The organism is Stenotrophomonas sp. GD03819 (genome assembly GCF_029841665.1).
Taxonomy (GTDB): Bacteria; Pseudomonadota; Gammaproteobacteria; order Xanthomonadales; family Xanthomonadaceae; genus Stenotrophomonas; species Stenotrophomonas geniculata.
The window spans coordinates 173,505-194,341 of the sequence record NZ_JAOCEW010000004.1 but is presented as its reverse complement, the minus strand read 5'-3'; the positions used below and the strand labels follow the sequence as shown (position 1 = coordinate 194,341).

Genomic DNA, 20,837 nt, shown 5'->3' with positions numbered 1-20,837 from the left:
GACTACGAACCCTACCTGGCGTTCTGCGCCGACGAGGAAACGATGCGCACCCTCGGTGGCGTGCAGCCGCCTTCGGTGGCCTGGCGCGGCTTCTGCAGCCTGGCCGGCGCCTGGCAGCTGTTCGGCTTCTCGATGTTCAGCGTGATCGAGAAATCCAGCGGTGACTGGATCGGGCGCATGGGTCCCTGGCAACCGCAGGACTGGCCCGGTACCGAGGTCGGCTGGGGCATCCGCCATGCCAGCTGGGGCAGGGGCTATGCGCCGGAAGCTGCGGTCGCCGCGATCGACTGGGCGTTCGACACGCTCGGGTGGGATGAGGTGATCCACACCATCGCCGAGAACAACGACAACTCGCGGGCGGTCGCGCGCAAGCTCGGCAGCACGATGCTGCGCATGGGGGAGCTGCCAGCGCCGTACAACGACAAGCCGATGCAGATCTGGGGCCAGTCGCGCGAGCAGTGGCGGCAGCGCCGTTGACGGTTGTAGAGCCGAGCCCACGCTCGGCTGCCGTTCGCCAAATGCAGCCGAGCATGGGCTCGGCTCTACAGATTGTCCGCATGCTGCACCCGCGCTTGGCATTCACCGGCGCGCTTGCCAGACTGCACGCAGCCGGCCGCCGGCCGGATGTGATGGAGCAGGCAATGGTGGAAGCGCGCGTCCCGCTGACGGTGCACGGCATGTCGGTCTCGGGCAATTGCCACAAGGTCCGCCTGCTGCTGGAGCAGCTCGGCAGCCGTTACCGCTGGGTGGAGGTGGACAGCGCCCACGGCCAGACGCATACCCCCGAATTCCTGGCGCTCAACCCGAACGCCAAGGTGCCGCTCATCGTCCGCGACGATGGCCGCGTGTTGACCGAATCCAACGCGATCCTGTTCTGGCTGGCCGAAGGCACGCCGTACCTGCCCACCGATGGCTGGGAGCGCGCGCAGGCGTTGAGCTGGATGTTCTTCGAGCAGTACACGCACGAGCCGTGCGTGGCAGTGGCGCGCTTCATCCGCGGCTGGACCGCCCCCGATTCGCCGCGCCGCGCCGAACTGCCGCGCCTGCATGAACGCGCCGCCACCGCGCTGGCGGTGATGGAGCAGCACCTGCGCCAGGCGCAATGGTTCACCGGCAGCGGATACGGCATCGCCGATATCGCCCTGTTTGCCTATACCGATGTGGCGGGCGAGGGCGGTATCAGCCTGGAGCCGTTCCCGGAAGTTCGCGCCTGGCTGCAGCGCGTGCGTGAGCAGCCGCGCTTCCTGCCGATGCCGGCGGTGACCGCCGAAGTGCGCTCGCGATTCGAGGCCGCGTGACTCTCACCAAGGTAACCCCCACAGGGTAGCGCCGGGCCATGCCCGGCGGAATGCAACAACGACACGGAGGGTGTTCGATGTTCGCTGTGGTTCCAGATCCAATTCCCGCACGCATGCGCGTGCTCAACCGCGCCGAAGTGTGCGACGTCAACTTCCTCGATGCGGTGCGTGGCTGGCGCGGCACCCCGCGCCAGCGCCCGGCGCCGGATGCGCCGATCCTGCCGGGCAGCACGCTCAGCGCTGCGGCCTTCGGTGAACTGTTCGATTCGCAGCTGGCCAGCCGTCAGCTGGACCTGATGGCACGCGTGCTGCGCGTGCAGAACAAGGTCTTCTACACCATCGGTTCCTCCGGCCATGAAGGCAATGCGCTGCTGGCGCGGGCCTGCCGGCATACCGATCCCGCCTTCCTGCACTATCGCTCCGGTGCCTTCATGGCCGAGCGTTCACGCCAGGTGCCGGGTATCGACCCGCTGCGCGATGCCGCTCTGTCCTTCGCCGCCAGCGCGGATGATCCGGCCAGCGGTGGCCGCCACAAGGTGTGGGGCAGCAAGCCATTGTGGGTGCTTCCGCAGACCTCGACGATTGCTTCGCACCTGCCGAAGGCGCTGGGCACCGCGCTGGCCATCGAGAGCGGCAAGCGGTTGGGGCAGGCGCTGCCGGTTCCCACCGATAGCATCGTGCTGTGCTCGTTCGGGGATGCCTCGGCCAACCATGCCACCGCGCAGACCGCGTTCAATACCGCGATGTGGTCGGCCTACCAGAAGCTGCCGGCGCCGATCCTGTTCGTCTGCGAGGACAACGGGCTGGGCATTTCGGTGAAGACACCGGACGGCTGGATTACCGAGCGCTTCAGCCGGCAGCCGGGGCTCGACTATTTCTTCGCCGATGGCCTGGACCTGGCCACCGGGCACGCCCAGGTGCAGGCCGCGGTGGAACATTGCCGGCGCACGCGGCGGCCGACCTTCCTGCATCTGCGTACCACGCGCCTGATGGGCCATGCCGGCACCGACTTTGAAGTGGAATGGCGCGCGCTGCCGGAGCTGTGCGCGGCCGAGGCGCAGGATCCGCTGCTGCGCTCGGCGCAGATCGCGATGGAATCGGGCTGGATGGATGCAGCCGCCATCGAAGTGGCCTACGAAACGATGCGCGCGCGCTGCATGGCGGCGGCCGCCGACGCCGAAGGCCACCCGACGCTGCAGTCGCTGCAGGAAGTGATGGCGCCACTGGCGCCGTACACACCATCGGCGGTGCAGGCTGAAGCGCGGCGCGAGGTGCCCGCCGAGATGCGCGAAGCGCTGTATGGCGGTGCGGAGACCCTGCCTGAGCGGCAGGCGCCACGGCACCTCGCCATCCAGATCAACCACGGCCTGCAGGAACTGCTGGCGAAGTATCCGCAGAGCCTGTTGTTCGGCGAGGACGTCGCGCAGAAGGGCGGTGTCTACACCGTCACCAAGGATCTGCTGCGCCGCTTCGGCCCACGCCGGGTGTTCAACACCCTGCTGGACGAGACCATGATCCTGGGCATGGCGCAGGGCCTGGCCAACATGGGCATGCTGCCGATTCCGGAGATCCAGTACCTGGCCTACCTGCACAACGCCATCGACCAGGTGCGCGGCGAAGCGTGTTCGTTGCAGTTCTTCTCCAATGACCAGTACCGCAATCCGATGCTGGTGCGGGTGGCCGGGCTGGGCTACCAGAAGGGCTTCGGTGGCCACTTCCACAACGACAATTCAATCACGGCGCTGCGCGACATTCCCGGCCTGATAGTCGGTTGCCCGTCGCGTGGCGACGATGCGGTGATGATGCTGCGCACGCTGGCGGCGCTGGCCCGGGTGGATGGGCGTGTGGCGGTGTTCCTGGAGCCGATCGCGCTGTACATGAGCAAGGACCTGCATGAGCCGGGCGATGGCCAGTGGCTGTTCGACTACCCGGCCCAGGGCCAGGCGCTGGTACCGGGCGAGGGGCGGGTCTATGCGCCGGAGGCAGGCGACCTGGTGGTCTACACCTATGGCAACGGCGTGCCGATGGCGCTGCGCGCGGCGCGGGCGATCGAGCAGCAGCTGGGCTGGCAGGTTCGGGTGGTCGACCTGCGCTGGCTGGTGCCACTGGATGCGGGCTTCATCGCCAGCCAGGCGGCCAGTGCACGGCGGGTGCTGGTGCTGGACGAGGGCCGCCACAGTGGCGGGGTGGGCGAGGGCGTGGTGACCGCACTGGTCGAGGCCGGTTTCGGCCACCTGCCGCTGCGCCGGGTCTGCGGTGCCGATACCTATACCCCGCTGGCGGGGGCAGCAATGTTCGGGCTTCCAAGCGACAATGCGGTGATTGGCGCCGCCCTTGAACTGGCGCAGGAACCTTGATGCATGTGTGGATTGGCGGGAATGTTGTTGCCGGCGCCTGTGGCGTCGGCCGAGGTGCTGCAGGCGCAGGTCCTGGCCATGGGCGAGGCGCTGCACCACCGCGGGCCGGATGATGGCGGCAGCTGGGCCGATGCCGGGGCAGGCATCGCGCTGGCGCACCGTCGGCTGAGCATTCTCGACCTGTCGCCGCTGGGCCACCAGCCGATGGCCTCGTCCGATGGTCGCTACGTGATGGCCTACAACGGCGAGGTCTACAACTTTGCCGCCCTGCGTGCCGAACTGGAGCCGCTGGGGCATGCCTTCCGTGGTCACTCCGACACCGAGGTGCTGCTGGCAGCGATCCTGCAATGGGGCATCGAGGACACCCTGCAGCGCTGCAACGGCATGTTCGCCATCGCGCTGTGGGACCGCCAGCAGCAGTGCCTGTGGCTGGCCCGCGATCGTGTTGGCAAGAAGCCGCTGTACTACGGCTGGGCCGGTGACACCCTGGTGTTCGGTTCCGAACTGAAGGCGCTGTGGCAGCACCCGGCGTTCGACAACGACATCGACCGCGACGCACTGACCCTGTTGCTGCGGTTGGACTACATTCCGGCCCCGCACAGCATCCACCAGCGCTGCTACAAGCTGATGCCGGGCCGCGTGCTGCGCCTGGATGCCGAAGCCGTCGCGGCGGGTGCATCGGCGCATCGCCCGGAACAGGCGCAGCGTCCGTACTGGGATGCGCGGGCACGCATGCAGGCGGCGCTGGCCGCGCCGTTCCAGGGCCGCATCGAAGAGGCCGAGGAACAGCTGGACGGGCTGCTGCGCGACGCAGTGGCGCTGCGCATGGTGGCCGACGTGCCGGTGGGGGTGTTCCTGTCCGGCGGCACCGATTCATCGCTGGTGGCCGCGCTGATGCAGGCACAGAGCGGTCAGCCGGTGCACAGCTTCAGTATCGGCTTCACTGGTTCGGGCCACGACGAGGCGCCGCTGGCCAAGGAACTGGCCGCGCATCTGGGCTGTGACCACACCGAACTCTACGTCAGCGGTGCCGATGCACTGGCGGTGGTGCCGCAGTTGCCGGCAATGTTCGACGAACCCTTCGCTGATGCCTCGCAGGTGCCGACCGCGCTGGTCGCCCGCCTGGCGCGGCAGGGCGTAACCGTCGCGCTGTCCGGCGATGGTGGTGACGAGCTGTTCTTCGGCTATACCCGCTATGTGCGCGCGCTGCGCAACTGGCAGATGCTGGGCCGCGTGCCAGGGCCGCTGCGGCGTTGGATGGGCGCGCGCTCCCAGCAGCAGGGCGAGGCCTCGCGTACCGGCGGCCTGGCCGCGCTGTTGGCCGAGTCCGGCGCGCGTGGCATCGGTGACGTGTACCGCAACCGGATTTCGCGCTGGCGCGACCCGACGGCGGCAGTGCCGGGCGCGCAGGCTGCCGGCAGCTTCTACGACCTGGCCGATCCGTTGCACGGCGCCGGCACACCGGCCGACGCGATGATGCTGGCCGATTACGTGACCTACCTGCCGGATGACCTGCTGTGCAAGGTCGACCGCACCTCGATGGCAGTCAGCCTGGAGGCACGCGCGCCGCTGCTGGACTGGCGCGTTGCCGAGTTCGCCTGGTCGCTGCCGCTGGGCTTCAAGCGCAGCGAAACCACCAGCAAGGTGCTGCTCAAGCGCGTTCTTGGCCGCTACGTGCCGCAGTCGATGGTGCACCGGCCCAAGCGCGGGTTCGGTGCGCCGGTCAGCGACTGGCTGAAGGGCGACCTGCGGCCGTGGGCCGAAGACCTGCTGCAGCCGGCTCGCCTGGAGCGCGAAGGCGTGTTGTCGGCGGCGGCGGTGCAGCCGCTGTGGCAGCAGTTCCTGGGCGGCCAGCGCAAGTGGCATACCCACCTGTGGAACGTGCTGATGTTCCAGGCTTGGCAGGCGCATTGGCGGCAGGTGCGGGCCGGCGTGACCGGCGGCTGATCTTCACCGGACGGCACGGGCCCGGCGTCTAGGCTGGGCCTCCCGCACCGTGAGGAGTATGTCCCTATGTCCGTCCCCACCATCGCCGTGTTCGTCGGCAGCCTGCGCAAGGAGTCCTGCAACCGCAGGCTGGCCCATGCGCTGGAGAAGATCGCTGGCAACCGCGCGCGCTTCCAGTACGTGCAGATCGGCGATCTCCCGCTCTACGACCAGGATTTCGATGGCCAGTACCCGCCGCAGGGCACCCGGCTGAAGGATCAGGTGCGTGCCGCTGACGCGGTGCTGTTCGTGACCCCTGAATACAACCGGTCCGTGCCCGGCGTACTGAAGAACGCCATCGATATCGGCTCCCGCCCGTATGGCGACAGCGCGTTTTCCGGCAAGCCGGCGGCGGTGATCGGCGCCTCCATCGGCCAGATCGGCACCGCCGTGGCCCAGCAGCACCTTCGCAACAGCCTGGCCTTCCTGGACATGCACGTGCTCGGCCAACCCGAGGCGTTCATCCATTTCAAGGACGGCCTGATCGATGCCGACGGCACGGTCCACAACGAAGGCACGCAGAAGTTCCTGCAGGGCTATGTGGACCGGTTCCTGGCGCTGATCGCGGTTCACGTCAAGGGCGATTGACGCCAGCGGTTGCCACCCCCATCTGCGATAATGCCCGCTCGGGTGCCGCAACGGCGCCCGTCGCAGGCAGTGCGACGCCCCCACGCCAATCTGGCCAGGCACCGGCGGATATCCCCCGTTTCTCCACGGCTTATCCACAGGCTTGTCCATGGCCGCCGGGGTCGGCGCATGCCTACACTCGTCCGGCCCACTTTTGCAGGAAACACCGCAGCATGTCCGCTCGCCCCGGCTTCCGTTCCAACCGCAGAGAGCGCGGTGATGGCTTCGATCGCGATCGCGACGAATCGCGCATCGACCAGTTGCGGGTACCGCCCCATTCGGTGGAAGCCGAGCAGGCGGTGCTGGGTGGCCTGATGCTGGCCCCGGAGGCCTATGACCGGGTCAATGACCAGCTGACCGAAGGCGATTTCTACCGCCGCGACCACCAGATGATCTACCGCGCGATCCGTGAGCTGTCCGAGCGCGAGCGGCCGTTCGATGCGGTGACCCTGGGCGAGTGGTTCGAATCACAGGGCAAGATGGAACTGGTGGGCGATGGTGCCTATCTGATCGAGCTGGCCAGTACCACGCCGTCGGCGGCCAACATCGTGGCCTACGCCGAGATCGTGCGTGACAAGGCGGTGCTGCGGCAGCTGATCCAGGTGGGCACCGACATCGTCAACGATGGTTTCCAGCCTGAGGGCCGTGAGAGCAGCGAGCTGCTGGCATCGGCGGAAAAGAGCGTGTTCGCCATCGCCGAACAGGGCGCACGCGGCCGTACCGATTTCGTGGCGATGCCCGGTGCACTGAAGGATGCCTTCGAAGAGCTGCGCAGCCGCTTCGAGAACGGCGGCAACATCACCGGTCTGCCGACCGGCTACAACGATTTCGATGCGATGACCTCCGGTCTGCAGCCGACCGACCTGATCATCCTGGCTGCGCGCCCGGCCATGGGCAAGACCACCTTTGCGCTGAACATCGCCGAGTACGCGGCGATCAAATCGAAGAAGGGCGTGGCGGTGTTCTCGATGGAAATGTCGGCATCGCAGCTGGCGATGCGCCTGATTTCCTCCAACGGCCGCATCAACGCGCAGCGCCTGCGTACCGGCCAGCTGGAAGACGAGGACTGGAGCCGCGTCACCAGTGCGATCAAGATGCTGAAGGAAACCAAGATCTTCATCGACGATACGCCGGGCGTGTCGCCGGAAGTGCTGCGTTCCAAGTGCCGCCGCCTCAAGCGCGAGCACGACCTGGGCCTGGTGGTGATCGACTACCTGCAGCTGATGAGCGTGCCGGGCAACAGCGAAAACCGCGCGACCGAAATCTCGGAGATCTCGCGTTCGCTGAAGGGCCTGGCCAAGGAACTGCACGTGCCGGTGATCGCGCTGTCGCAGCTCAACCGCTCGCTGGAAACACGTACCGACAAGCGCCCGGTGATGGCCGACCTTCGCGAATCGGGCGCAATCGAGCAGGACGCGGACATGATCGTCTTCATCTACCGCGACGATTACTACAACAAGGAGAATTCGCCGGACAAGGGCCTGGCCGAGATCATCATCGGCAAGCACCGTGGTGGCCCGACCGGTTCGTGCAAGCTGAAGTTCTTCGGCGAATACACCCGCTTCGACAACCTGGCCCACGATTCGGTCGGCTCGTTCGAGTAACAGGCGTGCCGGCCGCTGGCCGGCAATCTCCTCCTGGCCGGCAAACCATTCGAAACACCAAACGTCCGTATGTGGCGTGTAAATGACATGTAACGCGACGCTTCTACGATTCCGCCGCTGCTGCCCTTCGACGCCGCCCTTCGGCGTCCAGCGTGCCCGAGGAATCCGCCCCCATGCCGTCCCACGCTCCGCTCCGCCGCAATCTGCTGGCCCTGCTGGTCTGTGCTTCGCTGCCGTCGCTGGCTGTCGCTGAAACCGCCCCCGCCATCGACACACCGTCGGCCACCACCCTCGATTCGATCTCGGTGATCGGCCGCGGCGAAGCCCGCCAGGTGCAGCGTGTGACCGCCGAGGACATGAAGATCCTGCCGCCGGGTGCCAACCCGCTGAAGCTGCTGGCCAGCAAGCCGGGCGTGCACTTCGAATCGGCTGATGCCACCGGCGCCTACGAATGGTCCACCAGCATCAGCCTGCGTGGTTTCAACCAGAACCGCCTGGGCTACACCCTCGATGGCATCCCGCTGGGCAACATGGCCTACGGCAACAGCAACGGCCTGCACATCAGCCGCGCGGTGATCAGCGAGAACCTGGGCGGTGCCGAAGTCTCCACCGGCATTGGCGCGCTGGGTACGCCGTCCACCAGCAACCTTGGCGGCGTGTTCCAGTTCTACTCGATCGATCCGTCCACCGAATATGGCGTGGTTCTGGCACAGGGCTTTGGCAGCGACAACGCGCGCCGCAGCTATGCGCGCCTCGATACCGGCGAGCACCAGGGCTTTGCGGCCTACCTGTCCGGCGCATACTCGGAAGGCGACAAGTGGAAGGGCAAAGGCTCGCAGGAGCTGAAGCAGTTCAACGGCAAGGCCACCTACAACTTCGGAACGGACAGCAGGATTACCGCGCTGTTCAACGCCTCGCGCCGCGTCGAGGCCGATTACCAGGACCTGTCGCTGGAGATGATCGATCGTCTCGGCTGGGACTGGGACAACTACGCGCCGGACTGGAACCGTGCCGTGGCCGCTGCACGCGGCACGTTCAGCGGCGGCGTCAACAGCCCGTGGGATGCGTACTACTCCGGCCACGGCCTGCGCAATGACGACCTGTCCAGCATCGCCGGCGATTTCGGCCTGAACGAGTCGATGCGCCTGAAGGTCAACGTCTACAACCACAGCAACCGTGGCCAGGGCCACTGGTTCAGCCCGTCCAATCCGTCCAACCCGGGTACCAGCCGCGAGATCCCGATCTCGATCCGCACCACCGAGTATGCGATCGACCGCACCGGTGTGACCTCTGCGTTCACTTGGAACGTGGCGGGCCACGAGCTGGAAGCGGGCCTGTGGTACGAGGACAACGGCCACAGCGTGCAGCGCAACTTCTATTACATCGACGGCCCGATCACCGACGATTTCTTCCTGCGTAATCCGGACCAGCGCGTGTGGCACCAGCGCTACACCACCATCACCCGCCAGTTCTATGTGCAGGACCGTTTCCGCCTGTTCGATGACCGTCTGACCATCGACATCGGTGCGAAGTCGCCGCACACCCGCACCCGCGTGCGCACACCGCTGGGCAGCTATGCCAACAACAGCAGCCTGACCTCGAAGAAGGGCTTCCTGCCGCAGGCCGGCTTCAACCTCAAGCTCAACGAAGGCAACGAGATCTTCGGTTCGTTCGCCAAGAACATCGCGGCCTATGCACTGGGCGTGGGCAGTCCGTTCAACGTGCCGCAGGCCGCGTTCGATGCCAGCGCGAAGAGCCTGAAGCCGGAACAGTCGCGCACCCTCGAACTGGGCTGGCGCGGCTACGGCCAGGGCTATGAAGCCTCGGTGGCGGTGTATGACGTGAAGTTCGACAACCGCCTGCTGGCCATCGCGCAGTGCGTGGGCATCCTCGGTTGCCCGGCGCTGTTCTCCAACGTCGGTTCGGTGACCAGCCGCGGTGCCGAGGCGACCCTGCAGTTGAAGCCGATGCAGGACCTGACCTGGTCCAATGCGCTGTCGTGGAATGACAGTACCTACGACAACGACTACGTGAACAACGGCGTGGTGCCGACCCGCGGCAAGACGACCGTCGACACACCGGAGTGGATGTTCGCCAGCACCCTGGCCTGGACCCCGGGCCCGTGGGACCTGCGACTGGCCGCCAACCATGTCGGCAAGCGTTACGTGACCTATACCAACGATGTGTCGGTGCCGAGCTACTGGCTGGTCAATGCGTCGGTGGCCTATGACTTCGGCACGCTCGGCCCGGCACAGAACCTGACCGTGGCGCTTAACCTGACCAACCTGACCGACAAGCGTTACCTGTCTTCGATCAACACCAACGGCACCTACGCCGCCGACCCGACCCGCAGCCTGGCGACCATGCAGGTCGGCGCGCCGCGGCAGGTGATGGCCACCGCCACCGTGCACTTCTGATGCGCGGGCCTGTCGATCCGGAAAGCCGTCGTCGCCTGTTGCGCATGGCGTGGCAGGGCGCGGGGGCGGCGATCGCACTGGCGGCGATGCCGGGGCTGGCCACGGCCGGCCCACGGCCGCGGCTGGGGCGTGATCCGTTCACCCTCGGTGTCGCCGCCGGTGATCCGGATCCGCAGGGTGCAGTGCTGTGGACGCGGCTCGCGCCGGACCCGCTCAACGGCGGCGGCATGCCGTCGCGGGCGGTGCCCGTGCGCTGGTTCGTGGCCGAAGACCCCGGCATGCGCCGGCTGGTGCAGCGGGGCGTTGCTGCGGCTGTGCCGGAGCTGGCCCATTCGGTACATGTGGAGGTCAACGGCCTGCGTCCCGGCCGCGATTATTACTATCGTTTCGCCTGCGACGGCGATGAGGAAAGCGTGGTCGGCCACTTCCGCACCGCGCCGCTGCTGGACACGCAGTTGCAGCAGTTGCGGTTGGCGCTGTGTACCTGCCAGGCGTGGAACAGCGGCTACTACCCGGTGCTGCGTGACATCGCGCAGAGTGATGTCGACTTGGTGCTGCATGCCGGCGACTACCTGTATGAATACAGCCCGCTGCAGAACGCGCGTGGCAGCACGCTGGATGCGGCGCGGTTCAGTGGCGAGACGGTGAGCCTGGAACGTTACCGTGACCAGTACGCGCTGTACAAACTCGATCCCGATCTGCAGGCCGCGCACGCCGCACACGCGTTCGCGGTGATCTGGGATGACCACGAAGTGCAGAACGATTACTCCGGCATCCACCCGGAGAAGCCCGGCGTCTCAATGGAGGATTTCATCATCCGCCGCGCGGCCGCGTATCGTGCGTTCTACGAGCACCTGCCGATGCGCAGCACGCCTGCGGGCAACGGTGGCCTGCGCGTGCATCGGCGCCTGCGTTACGGCGATCTTGCACAGCTGACGCTGCTCGACTGCCGCCAGTTCCGCCCGGCCAATCCCTGCGGTGTGGGCGAGTCACCGCGCTGCGAGGCGGCGCTGGATCCGCGCATGAGCATGCTCGGCACGGGCCAGGAGGCGTGGTTCGCGCAGTCGATGGCCGCCGCGCAGGGCACGCGCTGGAACGTGGTGGTGCAGCAGCTGCTGATGGCGCAGCTGCGGCTGGATGGTGGCACGCCGCGCGAGCGCTTCTGGAACGACGCCTGGGATGGTTATCCGGCGGCTCGCAACCGCCTGCTGCAGGCGATGCAGGCGGGCGGGCAGGGCAATGCCATCGTGCTGGGCGGTGACTGGCATTCCACCTTCGTCAACGACCTGAAACTGGATTTCGACGCGGCCAGTGCGCCGGTCGTGGCGACCGAATTCATCGCCCCGGCGATCAGCAGCGGCGGCGACGATACGCCGTATGGTCCGTATTACGGGCCATCGATACCGCGGAACCCGCATATCCGCTATTTCGATGGCGACCGCCGTGGCTGGTGGAAGCTGCAGCTGAACCGGCAGACCGTTGAGGCGGAGCTGCGCTTCGCCGACAGCGTGCTGCGTGCGGATGCCGCAGTGCGCACCGCGGCGCGCTTCCAGGTGACCCACGGCCGCCCGGGCGCAGTGCAGCTCCTGTAGAGCCGAGCCCACGCTCGGCTGCTTCTGGAAAGCCGAGCGCAGGCTCGGCTCTACAACGGCGGTGGACCGGTTTCATCGCCCCCAGCCCGGTTTCGTCGCAAACCGTTTGTGCGTGGCAAGGGCAGGGCGCCAAGGTGTCCGCAGGCGGCAAGGTGCCGCCACAAGGAGACCGTGATGAAGACCCTGTTCGCGCTCGGTGTGTGGTGCCTGCTGTTCGTGCTGTGCTGGCCGCTGGCGATCCTCGCCCTGATCGCCTGGCCGTTCGTCTGGCTGCTGAGCCTGCCGTTCCGACTGGTCGGCATCACCTTCTCGGCGCTGTGTGCGTTCCTGCGTGCGCTGTTCATGTTGCCGGCACGGTTGCTCGGCGGCCGGGCGGTGGCGGCATGAGGGCCGTGTTGCTGATGGGCCTGGTCCTGTTGTCAGGCCCGGTGCTGGCCACACCGCCCGCGCCGCCATCGGCGTGGCTGGAGCGCCAGCAGGCAGCCGGTGCCGACGAGGCGAATGCTGCGGGGGCGACGGCTTCGAAGGTGCCGGAGGCCAAGGCGCACTGCCGGGTCACGAAGGAATGGAAGGTTGGCGAGACGGTGGTGCAGCACAGGGTCTGTGACGATCCGCCGAAGAAGCCAGCTGAAAAGGTGTAGCGCCGAGCCCATGCTCGGCTGGGCCTTCACGGACCACCAATTGCGCAGCCGAGCGTGGGCTCGGCTCTACACCAGGGCAGCCAACAAAAAACCCCGCCGAAGCGGGGTTCTTCTTCTGCAGGTGAGTGCCGACCAACGGTCGGCACCTACCATGATGCAGATCAGTTCGCCTTGTGGATGGCGCGCTTGCTGACCGCCATCGCCGCGTCGTGGATCACTTCCGACAGCGACGGGTGGGCGTGGCAGATGCGGGCCAGATCATCGGCCGAGCCGCTGAACTCCATGGTCAGCACGCCTTCGTGCACCAGCTCGGAGACGTTGGCGCCGACCAGGTGCATGCCGAGGATGCGATCGGTTTCGGCATGGGCCAGGATCTTCACGAAGCCTGCCGGCTCGATCATCGCCACGGCGCGGCCGTTGGCGGCGAACGGGAAGCTGCCGGCCTTGTACGGAATGCCCTCGGCCTTCAACTGGGCCTCGGTCTTGCCGACCCACGCCAGTTCCGGCTCGGTGTAGATGACCCACGGGATGGTGTCGAAGTTGACGTGGCCCGGCAGGCCGGCGATCAGCTCAGCCACCGCGATGCCTTCCTCGAAGCCCTTGTGCGCCAGCATCGGGCCGCGCACGCAGTCGCCGACCGCCCACACGCCATTGACGCCGGTGTGGCAGTGCGCATCGACTTCGATCTGGCCGCGCTCGTTGACCTTCACGCCGGTGCCTTCGGCCAGCAGGCCCTTGGTGGCGGCGCGACGGCCGACGGCCACCAGCAGCTTGTCCACGGTCAGGGTCTTTTCGCCTTCGCTGTCGGTGTAGGTGACAACGACTTCCTTCTTCTTGCCCTTGCCGATGATCTCGGTCTTGGAGACCTTGGCACCGAGGCGGATGTCCAGGCCCTGCTTCTTGAATTCCTTGGCAGCGGTCTTGGCCACTTCGGCGTCGGCCACGGCCAGGAACTCCGGCAGTGCTTCCAGGATGGTGACTTCGGCGCCCAGGCGCTTCCACACGCTGCCCAGTTCCAGGCCGATCACGCCGGCGCCGATCACCGCCAGGCGGTTCGGCACTTCGGTGAAGTCCAGGCCGCCGACGTTGTCGACGATGGTCTCGCCGTCGAACTTGGCGAACGGCAGTTCGATCGAGTCCGAACCGGCCGCGATGATGACGTTGGTACCCTTCAGCTCGACGATGGAACCGTCATGCTGGGTGACCTTGACCACGTTGCCCGGCTGCAGCTCGCCGAAGCCATAATAGGCGGCGACCTTGTTGGCCTTGAACAGCATGCCGATGCCGCCGGTGAACTGCTTGACGATCTTGTCCTTGCGGCCAATCATCGCCTCGACGTCGATCTTGGCATCCTTGAAGCTGATGCCGTGGTCGCCAAAGATGTGGCCCATGTTCCAGAACTGGCGCGAGGAATCCAGCAGCGCCTTGGACGGGATGCAGCCCACGCGCAGGCAGGTGCCGCCGAGGGCCGGCTTGCCGTCCTTGCCCAGCGCTGCGTCGATGCAGGCGGTCTTCAGGCCCAGCTGGGCCGCGCGGATGGCAGCGTGGTAACCGGCCGGGCCGGCACCGATGACGACGACGTCGAATTGTTCAGCCATTGAATTATTCCTTGATGCATTACCAGAACCCCTCCGCGCAGGCGCGGAGGGGCGGGAGGTGTCTTACAGGCCGAACAGCATGCGGCCCGGGTTTTCCAGCTGGTTCTTGATGTCCACCAGGAACTGCACCGAATCCTTGCCGTCGATGATGCGGTGGTCGTACGACAGCGCCAGGTACATCATCGGCGCGATCACGACCTGGCCGTTCTGGGCGATCGGACGCTCCTTGATGGCGTGCATGCCCAGGATGGCGCTCTGCGGCGGGTTGATGATCGGGGTCGACAGCAGCGAACCGAAGGTGCCGCCGTTGGTCACGGTGAAGGTGCCGCCCTGCAGTTCTTCCAGGCTCAGCTTGCCGTCACGGGCCTTCTTGGCGTAGTCGGCGATGGTCTTCTCGATGTCGGCGAACGACATGCGCTCGACGTTGCGCAGCACCGGCGTGACCAGGCCCTTCTCGGTCGACACGGCGATCGAGATGTCCGAGTAGCCGTGATAGATGATGTCGTCGCCGTCGATCGAGGCGTTGACCAGCGGGAAGCGCTGCAGGGCATTGGCCGCGGCCTTCACGAAGAAGCTCATGAAGCCCAGCTTGATGCCGTGTGCCTTGACGAACTCGTCCTGCAGTTCCTTGCGCGCCGCCGAGACCTTGGACAGGTCGACTTCGTTGAAGGTGGTCAGCATGGCGGTGGAGTTCTTCGACTCCATCAGGCGCTCGGCGATGCGCTTGCGGATGCGGGTCATCGGCACGCGTTCTTCCGGACGTGCGCCACCGGCCTTGCCGGCGCCGCCGTTGCGGGCGAAGTTGACGATGTCTTCCTTGGTCACCGCGCCGCGACGGCCGGTGCCGTCGACGTCGGCCGGGTTCACGCCTTCGGTGATGGCGGTGAAGCGGGCGCCCGGCGGCAGGGCGTCGGCGGCCGACTTGGCAGCCGGGGCCGGAGCGGCGGCTGCGGCCGGAGCAGCGGCGGCCGCCGGAGCGGCTTCAGCAGCCGGAGCCGGGGCAGCAGCCACGGCGCCTTCTTCGATGATCGCCACGACCTGGCTGGAGGTCACGGTATCGCCTTCCTTGAACTTGATTTCCTTGAGCACGCCGTCGACCGGCGACGGCACTTCCAGGACGACCTTGTCGGTTTCCAGGTCAAGCAGGTTTTCGTCGCGCTTGACGGCGTCGCCCACCTTCTTGTGCCAGGTGGCGATGGTGCCGTCGGCGACGGATTCGGGCAGTACCGGGGCTTTGACTTCGGTGGCCATTGCGGGAGCTTCCTGGTTTGTCTTCTAAATAGGGGGAGGATTATTCAGCGAACGTGTCGTTGAACGGGTTGACCAGTGCGTCGGCGACCAGCTGCTGCTGTTCGCGGACGTGGTCAGCCATGTGACCGGCAGCCGGCGAAGCCGAACGTGCGCGACCGGCGTAGTGCAGGTTCTGGCCATCGGCCAGGCAGAACTGCAGGTGGTGGCGGATCTGGTACCACGCACCCTGGTTCTGCGGTTCTTCCTGCGTCCACACCACGTCGGTGGCCTTGCCGTACTTCTTCAGTTCGGCAGCCAGCAGTGCACGTGGGAACGGATACAGCTGCTCCACGCGGATGATCGCCACGTCGTCCTGGCCACGCTTGGTCTGGTCTTCCAGCAGGTCGTAGTAGACCTTGCCCGAGCACAGCACCACGCGCTTGACTTTCTTGGCGTCCGCGCTGGCGTCGCCGATCAGGTGCTGGAACTCGCCATTGGCCAGCTCGTCCAGGGTCGACACGGCCAGCTTGTGGCGCAGCAGTGACTTCGGCGACATCACCACCAGCGGCTTGCGGGTGGTCATGTGCAGCTGGCGACGCAGCATGTGGAAGGCCTGCGCCGGGGTCGACGGCACGACAACCAGCATGTTCTCCAGCGCGCACAGCTGCAGGAAGCGCTCCAGGCGCGCCGAGCTGTGTTCCGGGCCCTGCCCTTCATAGCCATGCGGCAGCAGCAGGGTCAGGCCGGAAATACGGCCCCACTTGGCTTCACCGGCGGCGATGAACTGGTCGATCACCACCTGGGCGCCGTTGGCGAAGTCGCCGAACTGGCCTTCCCAGATGCACAGCGTGTTCGGATCGGTGGTGGAGAAGCCGTACTCGTAGGCCATCACCGCTTCTTCGCTCAGCAGCGAATCGATGACGGTGGCCTTCTCCGGCGAATCCACCAGCTGCCGCAGCGGCATGTAGTAGTTGTCGGTCTTCTGGTCGTGCAGGATCGCGTGGCGGTGCGTGAACGTACCGCGGCCCACGTCCTGGCCGACCAGGCGCAGTGCATGGCCTTCATCGAGCAGGGTGGCGTAGGCCAGGTTCTCGGCAAAGCCCCAGTCGCCCGGGATCTCGCCGGCGGCCATCTTGCGGCGGTCGTCGTAGACCTTGGCCACGCGCGAGTGCAGCTGCACGTCTTCGGGAATGGTGTTGATCAGCTTGGCCAGCTCGACCAGCTTGTTCTTCTCGACCTTGGTCGAGATCGGATCGGACAGCTTGCCTTCCAGCAGCTTCGGCCAATCGACGAACAGCGGGCTGGTCGGCGGGGTCTTCTCGACCTTGGCCAGCTCGGTGGTCACTTCACCGGCGTCCAGCTTCTCGCGGTAGGCATCGACCATCGCCTTGCCGGCGCCGGCGGCGATCACGCCCGCCTTTTCCAACTGCTCGGCGTACATCTCGCGGGTGGTGGCGTGCTTGCGGATCACCTGGTACATCAGCGGCTGGGTGATCGCCGGTTCGTCGGCCTCGTTGTGGCCCCAGCGGCGGTAGCACATCAGGTCGATGACCACGTCCTTGGCGAACTTCTGGCGGAACTCGAAGGCCAGCTGCGCGGCGAACACCACCGCTTCCGGATCATCGCCGTTCACGTGCAGCACCGGGGCGGCGATCATCTTCGCCACGTCGGTGGCGTAGCGCGTGGAACGCGTATCCAGCGGGTTGGAGGTGGTGAAGCCGACCTGGTTGTTGACCACGATGTGCACGGTGCCGCCGACGGCGAAGCCGCGGGCCTGCGACATCTGGAACAGCTCCATGACCACGCCCTGGCCGGAGAAGGCCGCGTCGCCGTGGATCAGGATCGGCATGACCTGCTTGCGGGCGGTGTCCTTGCGGCGCTCCTGGCGCGAACGCACGGAACCGGCCACGACCGGGTCGGCGATTTCCAGGTGCGACGGGTTGAACGCCAGCGCCAGGTGCACCGGGCCGCCTTCGGTGGCGACGTCGGCCGAGAAGCCCATGTGGTACTTCACGTCACCGGCCGAGGCGTGCTCGTCGTGCTCGAACTTGCCTTCGAACTCGTCGAACAGCTTGCGCGGGTTCTTGCCCAAGGTGTTGACCAGCACGTTCAGGCGGCCGCGGTGGGCCATGCCGATCACCACGTCCTTGACGCCATCCTTGCCGGCGCTGCGGATGATGGTGTCCATCATCGGGATCAGCGAGTCGCCGCCTTCCAGCGAGAAGCGCTTCTGGCCGACGTACTTGGTGTGCAGGTAGCGCTCCAGGCCTTCAGCCGCGGTCAGGCGCTCCAGGGTGCGGCGCTGGGTGTCAGCGTCCAGCTGGTAGTTGCCACCGGCCGCTTCCAGCTTCTTGTAGATCCACTGGCGCTGCTCGACCTCGGAGATGTGCATGAACTCCGCACCGATCGAGCCGGTGTAGGTCGCCTTCAGGCGTGCAAGCAGGTCGCGCAGCTTCATGCGCGGCTGGCCGCCGACGCCGCCGGTGCTGAACTCGCTGTTGAGGTCGGCATCGGACAGGCTGTGGAACGGCAGGCCCAGGTCCGGGGTGTTGACCGGTGCGGCCAGCCCCAGCGGATCAAGGCGCGCGTCCAAGTGACCACGCGAGCGGTAGGCGGTGATCAGGCGACCGACATTGCGCTCACGCTCGTCGCCCGCACCGCTGCCGGTGCCGGCTTTCAGCGCATCCTTGGCCGCGTCCGCGATGTGGGAGATGACAGCCGAGTGCGGGATGTCACCTGCTTCGCGGCCCTTGAAGCCGTCGAAGTAGGTTTTCCATTTGGGATCGACACTATCCGGGGAGACCAGGTACTGCTCGTACAGGTCCTCGACATAGGAGGCGTTGCCGCCGGCGAGTTGCGAAGATTGCGCAAACTGCTTCAGTTGATTGTCCACGATGGAGGGTGCTGATTCGCTTTGTGGGGTATGGCTTCAGAAGGACCCGGCACGAAGATGAATAGCCATGCACGGGCGCGTTCAAACAGCCAAATTGTACCCCCAACCGGACACGAAGGGGCACCACCAGAGGCATCGCGCGTCCCCCGGTGCCGCTTCCAGACAGGTTGGCGCGGTGGCCCGCGCTCAGATGCCGAGCGCGCGCAGTTCGCTGCAATCGCGCGAACGGTCCCAGACACGCTGCAATTGCTGCTCGAACGGCTGCGAACGTGCCGGCAGCGCGATGCCGGCCTCGCCGTCGAGGCGATGCCCGATCAGACGAAAGTAGAAGTCGCCCGCATCGTTGAGCAGGCAGGCCGAGGCCAACGCACGGTCGACCGGGTCGGTGACCTCGCGGAACTGGATCACGCTTGGCAGGCGCTGGGCCAACGCCAGCAGCGGTGCCCCGGCAGAGGCAACGGCAGCCGCATCGTGCACGATCACCCGCAGCTGCTTGTCGTGGCGGGCGGTGACGAAGCGGCGCAGGGCGGCCTGCACCGGCGGTGTGTCAAGCAGGCCGGGGTCCAGCTGGCGGCTGTGCAGCCACAGCTGGCGGCGGGCGCGGTGGATGATGGCGGTGGTGATCGCCACCGCCTCGGCGCGGCCGTCGATGGCGCTGGCCGCGCCCAGCCGGCGACGCATCTGCTGGTGGCCGATGCCGGCCTCCTCGAACACCTCGCCCTCGGGCAGGAAGCCCTGGCGGGCATAGAAGTCACGGGCGGGCAGCTGGGCGTGCAGGTGCAGTTCGGCCAGGCCGAGGCGGCGCCCGGCCTCGACCAGTGCCTCCAGCAGGGCCTCGCCGACCCCCTGGCTGCGATGGCTGGCCAGCACCGCCATGCGGCCGATGCGGCCGTCCGGGGCCAGTCGGCCGGTGCCGACCGGCTGGTTTTCACTGTCCAGCGCCAGCACATGGGCACTGACCGGGTCCAGCGCATCGCGTTCCAGTTCGGCGGCGATGCCCTGTTCCTGCACGAACACGCATTGGCGCACGTCGTGGATGGCGACGTGGGCGTCGGCGTGGCTGACCTGCTGGACCCGAACCATGGCGGCGACTCAGACGCGGCCGGCGTCGCTGTCGTCTTCCTCGTCGTCGTCGAAGTTGACGATGACCTCGATGCCGTCGTCGTGCACGGTCACGGAGTGGACATCGTCGGACACCGCATCGGCGTCTATCGCATCCACGCGGTCACGGCCTTCGACCACTTCGCCGAGCACCACGGCGTCTTCGCCGTCGTCCTCGTCTTCGGCGTCATACACCTCGTTCGGATCGATCAACTGGAACACGCCACCGACCAGCAGCTGCTGGACCACCGCGCGGCCTTTGTCGGACAGGCCGCGATAGGCGGTGGCGTCGAGCTGCTCGGCACCGGCCAGGCGCTGTGCGTCCTTCACCGGCAACGCGAAGTCCTGGCCGCTGACATACAGGCTGGCGCCACGCTTGGCCCGGCGCCAGGCCAGTCGCGCCCACGGGTGGCGCTGCAGCAGCAGGCCCGAGGCCAGCGCCTGGGCCACTTCCTCCGGTGCCGGTGCGGCCTGGTGGGCCATCACTTCGCCCGCTGCACGGTAGGTGGTGATGAAGCGGCCGAACCAGTCGCCCAGCTTGTCCGGGTCGTTCATGCGGATGGCATTGAGCGCGGTGATCACCCGCGCCATCGCCACTGTGTCGATTTCGTTCGGGTCGGCCGGCACCTTCAGGTCGGCATCCTGGTAGCGGATGTTCTCGTCGGCATCGGCGATCAGGGTGTCCAGATAGTCGCTGATCAGCTCGGCAGAAGACGGCGCACGCATGCCGAACGAGAAGGTCAGGCAGGGGTCTTCGGCCACGCCGTGGTGCGGCACGTTCGGCGGCAGATACAGCATGTCGCCTGGTGCCAGCACCCAGTCGTGGGTCGGCTTGAACACCTTCAGCAGCTTCAGTTCCACGTCCGGGCGGAAGCCCAGCGGCGGCTGCTTGCCCTTGATCGATTCGCTGGCATCGATCTGCCAGCGGCGGTGGCCGTGGGCCTGCAGCAGGAATACGTCGTACTGGTCGACGTGGGCGCCGACCGAGCCACCGGTAGCGGCGAAGCTGATCATCACGTCATCCATGCGCCAGCGCGGCAGGAAGCTGAAGTGCTCGATCAGGGCGCGCACGTCCGGGTCCCACTTGTCCACGTCCTGCACCAGCAGGGTCCAGTCGTGGTCGGGCAGGGCGGGGAACACGTCTTCCTGGAATGGGCCAGTGCGCACGCGCCAGCCGTCCTGGGCCTTGTCGTGCTCGATCAGGCGCGCCAGTACACCTTCCTCGCAGGCCAGCCCGGCCAGGTCTTCCGGCTGCACCGGGGTCTGGAAGTCCGGGAAGGCGTTACGGATCAGCAGCGGGCGCTTCTGCCAGAAATCGCGCAGGAAGGTGGCCGGCGCCATGCCCAGCGGCTGGCCGGGACGGGCGGTGACTTCGATGAGGGGGGCGGAGGACTTGCGGGCGGCCATGGGGGAATCCTTGCAGCGGAAAGCGGGAGGGGCGGCGCGGCGGGCCGCCAAGGTCTCCATTGTCCGACGTTCGTTGGGATTGCGCA

At 66.8% G+C, this 20,837-nt stretch carries 15 protein-coding genes; 10 read left to right on the top strand and 5 right to left on the bottom strand.

Translation table 11 applies throughout. The features are described 5' to 3' along the window. The 10 genes from N5D45_RS04115 to N5D45_RS04070 form a co-directional block, all read left to right on the top strand. The coding region (locus N5D45_RS04115) for a GNAT family N-acetyltransferase (protein WP_279938484.1) at positions 1 to 477 on the top strand (477 nt) is incomplete at its 5' end. A gap of 164 nt (positions 478 to 641) precedes the next feature. Further along, a complete protein-coding gene (locus tag N5D45_RS04110) occupies positions 642 to 1,298 on the top strand; it encodes a glutathione S-transferase family protein (RefSeq protein WP_071306053.1) in 657 nt (218 codons plus the stop codon). A gap of 77 nt (positions 1,299 to 1,375) precedes the next feature. Then, positions 1,376 to 3,655 carry a thiamine pyrophosphate-dependent enzyme gene (locus tag N5D45_RS04105; RefSeq protein WP_197656614.1) on the top strand — a complete coding sequence of 760 codons (2,280 nt, stop codon included), beginning with the start codon at positions 1,376 to 1,378 and terminating at the stop codon, positions 3,653 to 3,655. A gap of 3 nt (positions 3,656 to 3,658) precedes the next feature. Then, the gene (asnB, locus tag N5D45_RS04100; RefSeq protein ID WP_010486823.1) at positions 3,659 to 5,602 is read left to right on the top strand and encodes an asparagine synthase (glutamine-hydrolyzing); all 1,944 of its coding nucleotides are present in this window, start codon (positions 3,659 to 3,661) and stop codon (positions 5,600 to 5,602) included. 66 nt (positions 5,603 to 5,668) lie between these two features. Next, entirely contained in the window at positions 5,669 to 6,229 is a 561-nt protein-coding gene (locus tag N5D45_RS04095; RefSeq protein ID WP_057504167.1) for an NAD(P)H-dependent oxidoreductase, read from the top strand. Positions 6,230 to 6,441: 212 nt separating this feature from the next. Further along, positions 6,442 to 7,872, top strand: coding sequence for a replicative DNA helicase (locus tag N5D45_RS04090; protein ID WP_010486827.1), 1,431 nt, complete (start codon positions 6,442 to 6,444; stop codon positions 7,870 to 7,872). 173 nt (positions 7,873 to 8,045) lie between these two features. Continuing rightward, a complete protein-coding gene (locus N5D45_RS04085) occupies positions 8,046 to 10,289 on the top strand; it encodes a TonB-dependent receptor (protein WP_279938483.1) in 2,244 nt (747 codons plus the stop codon). Further along, positions 10,289 to 11,881, top strand: coding sequence for an alkaline phosphatase D family protein (locus N5D45_RS04080; RefSeq protein ID WP_279938482.1), 1,593 nt, complete (start codon positions 10,289 to 10,291; stop codon positions 11,879 to 11,881). The genes N5D45_RS04085 and N5D45_RS04080 overlap by 1 nt, the downstream gene beginning before the upstream one ends. Positions 11,882 to 12,055: 174 nt before the next feature. Then, complete coding sequence (locus N5D45_RS04075; protein WP_279938481.1) at positions 12,056 to 12,268, top strand: hypothetical protein; 213 nt, start codon at positions 12,056 to 12,058, stop codon at positions 12,266 to 12,268. Next, positions 12,265 to 12,522, top strand: coding sequence for a hypothetical protein (locus N5D45_RS04070; RefSeq protein WP_032952780.1), 258 nt, complete (start codon positions 12,265 to 12,267; stop codon positions 12,520 to 12,522). Before N5D45_RS04075 ends, N5D45_RS04070 begins: the two co-directional genes overlap by 4 nt. Positions 12,523 to 12,683: 161 nt before the next feature. Here N5D45_RS04070 and lpdA read toward each other — a convergent pair whose 3' ends face one another. From lpdA to N5D45_RS04045, 5 genes are all read right to left on the bottom strand, one after another. Then, the gene (gene lpdA / locus N5D45_RS04065; RefSeq protein WP_043401609.1) at positions 12,684 to 14,120 is read right to left on the bottom strand and encodes a dihydrolipoyl dehydrogenase; all 1,437 of its coding nucleotides are present in this window, start codon (positions 14,118 to 14,120) and stop codon (positions 12,684 to 12,686) included. Between the two features lie 63 nt (positions 14,121 to 14,183). Then, entirely contained in the window at positions 14,184 to 15,371 is a 1,188-nt protein-coding gene (sucB, locus tag N5D45_RS04060) for a dihydrolipoyllysine-residue succinyltransferase (RefSeq protein WP_197656610.1), read from the bottom strand. Positions 15,372 to 15,411: 40 nt separating this feature from the next. Continuing rightward, a complete protein-coding gene (locus N5D45_RS04055; RefSeq protein WP_043401613.1) occupies positions 15,412 to 18,243 on the bottom strand; it encodes a 2-oxoglutarate dehydrogenase E1 component in 2,832 nt (943 codons plus the stop codon). 186 nt (positions 18,244 to 18,429) lie between these two features. Next, a complete protein-coding gene (locus tag N5D45_RS04050; protein WP_057504171.1) occupies positions 18,430 to 19,326 on the bottom strand; it encodes a GNAT family N-acetyltransferase in 897 nt (298 codons plus the stop codon). A 9-nt stretch (positions 19,327 to 19,335) separates the two neighbouring features. After that, positions 19,336 to 20,751 (bottom strand): cupin domain-containing protein, encoded by a 1,416-nt coding sequence (locus N5D45_RS04045; RefSeq protein ID WP_197656608.1) that lies wholly within the window; start codon positions 20,749 to 20,751, stop codon positions 19,336 to 19,338. Positions 20,752 to 20,837 lie beyond the last annotated feature (86 nt).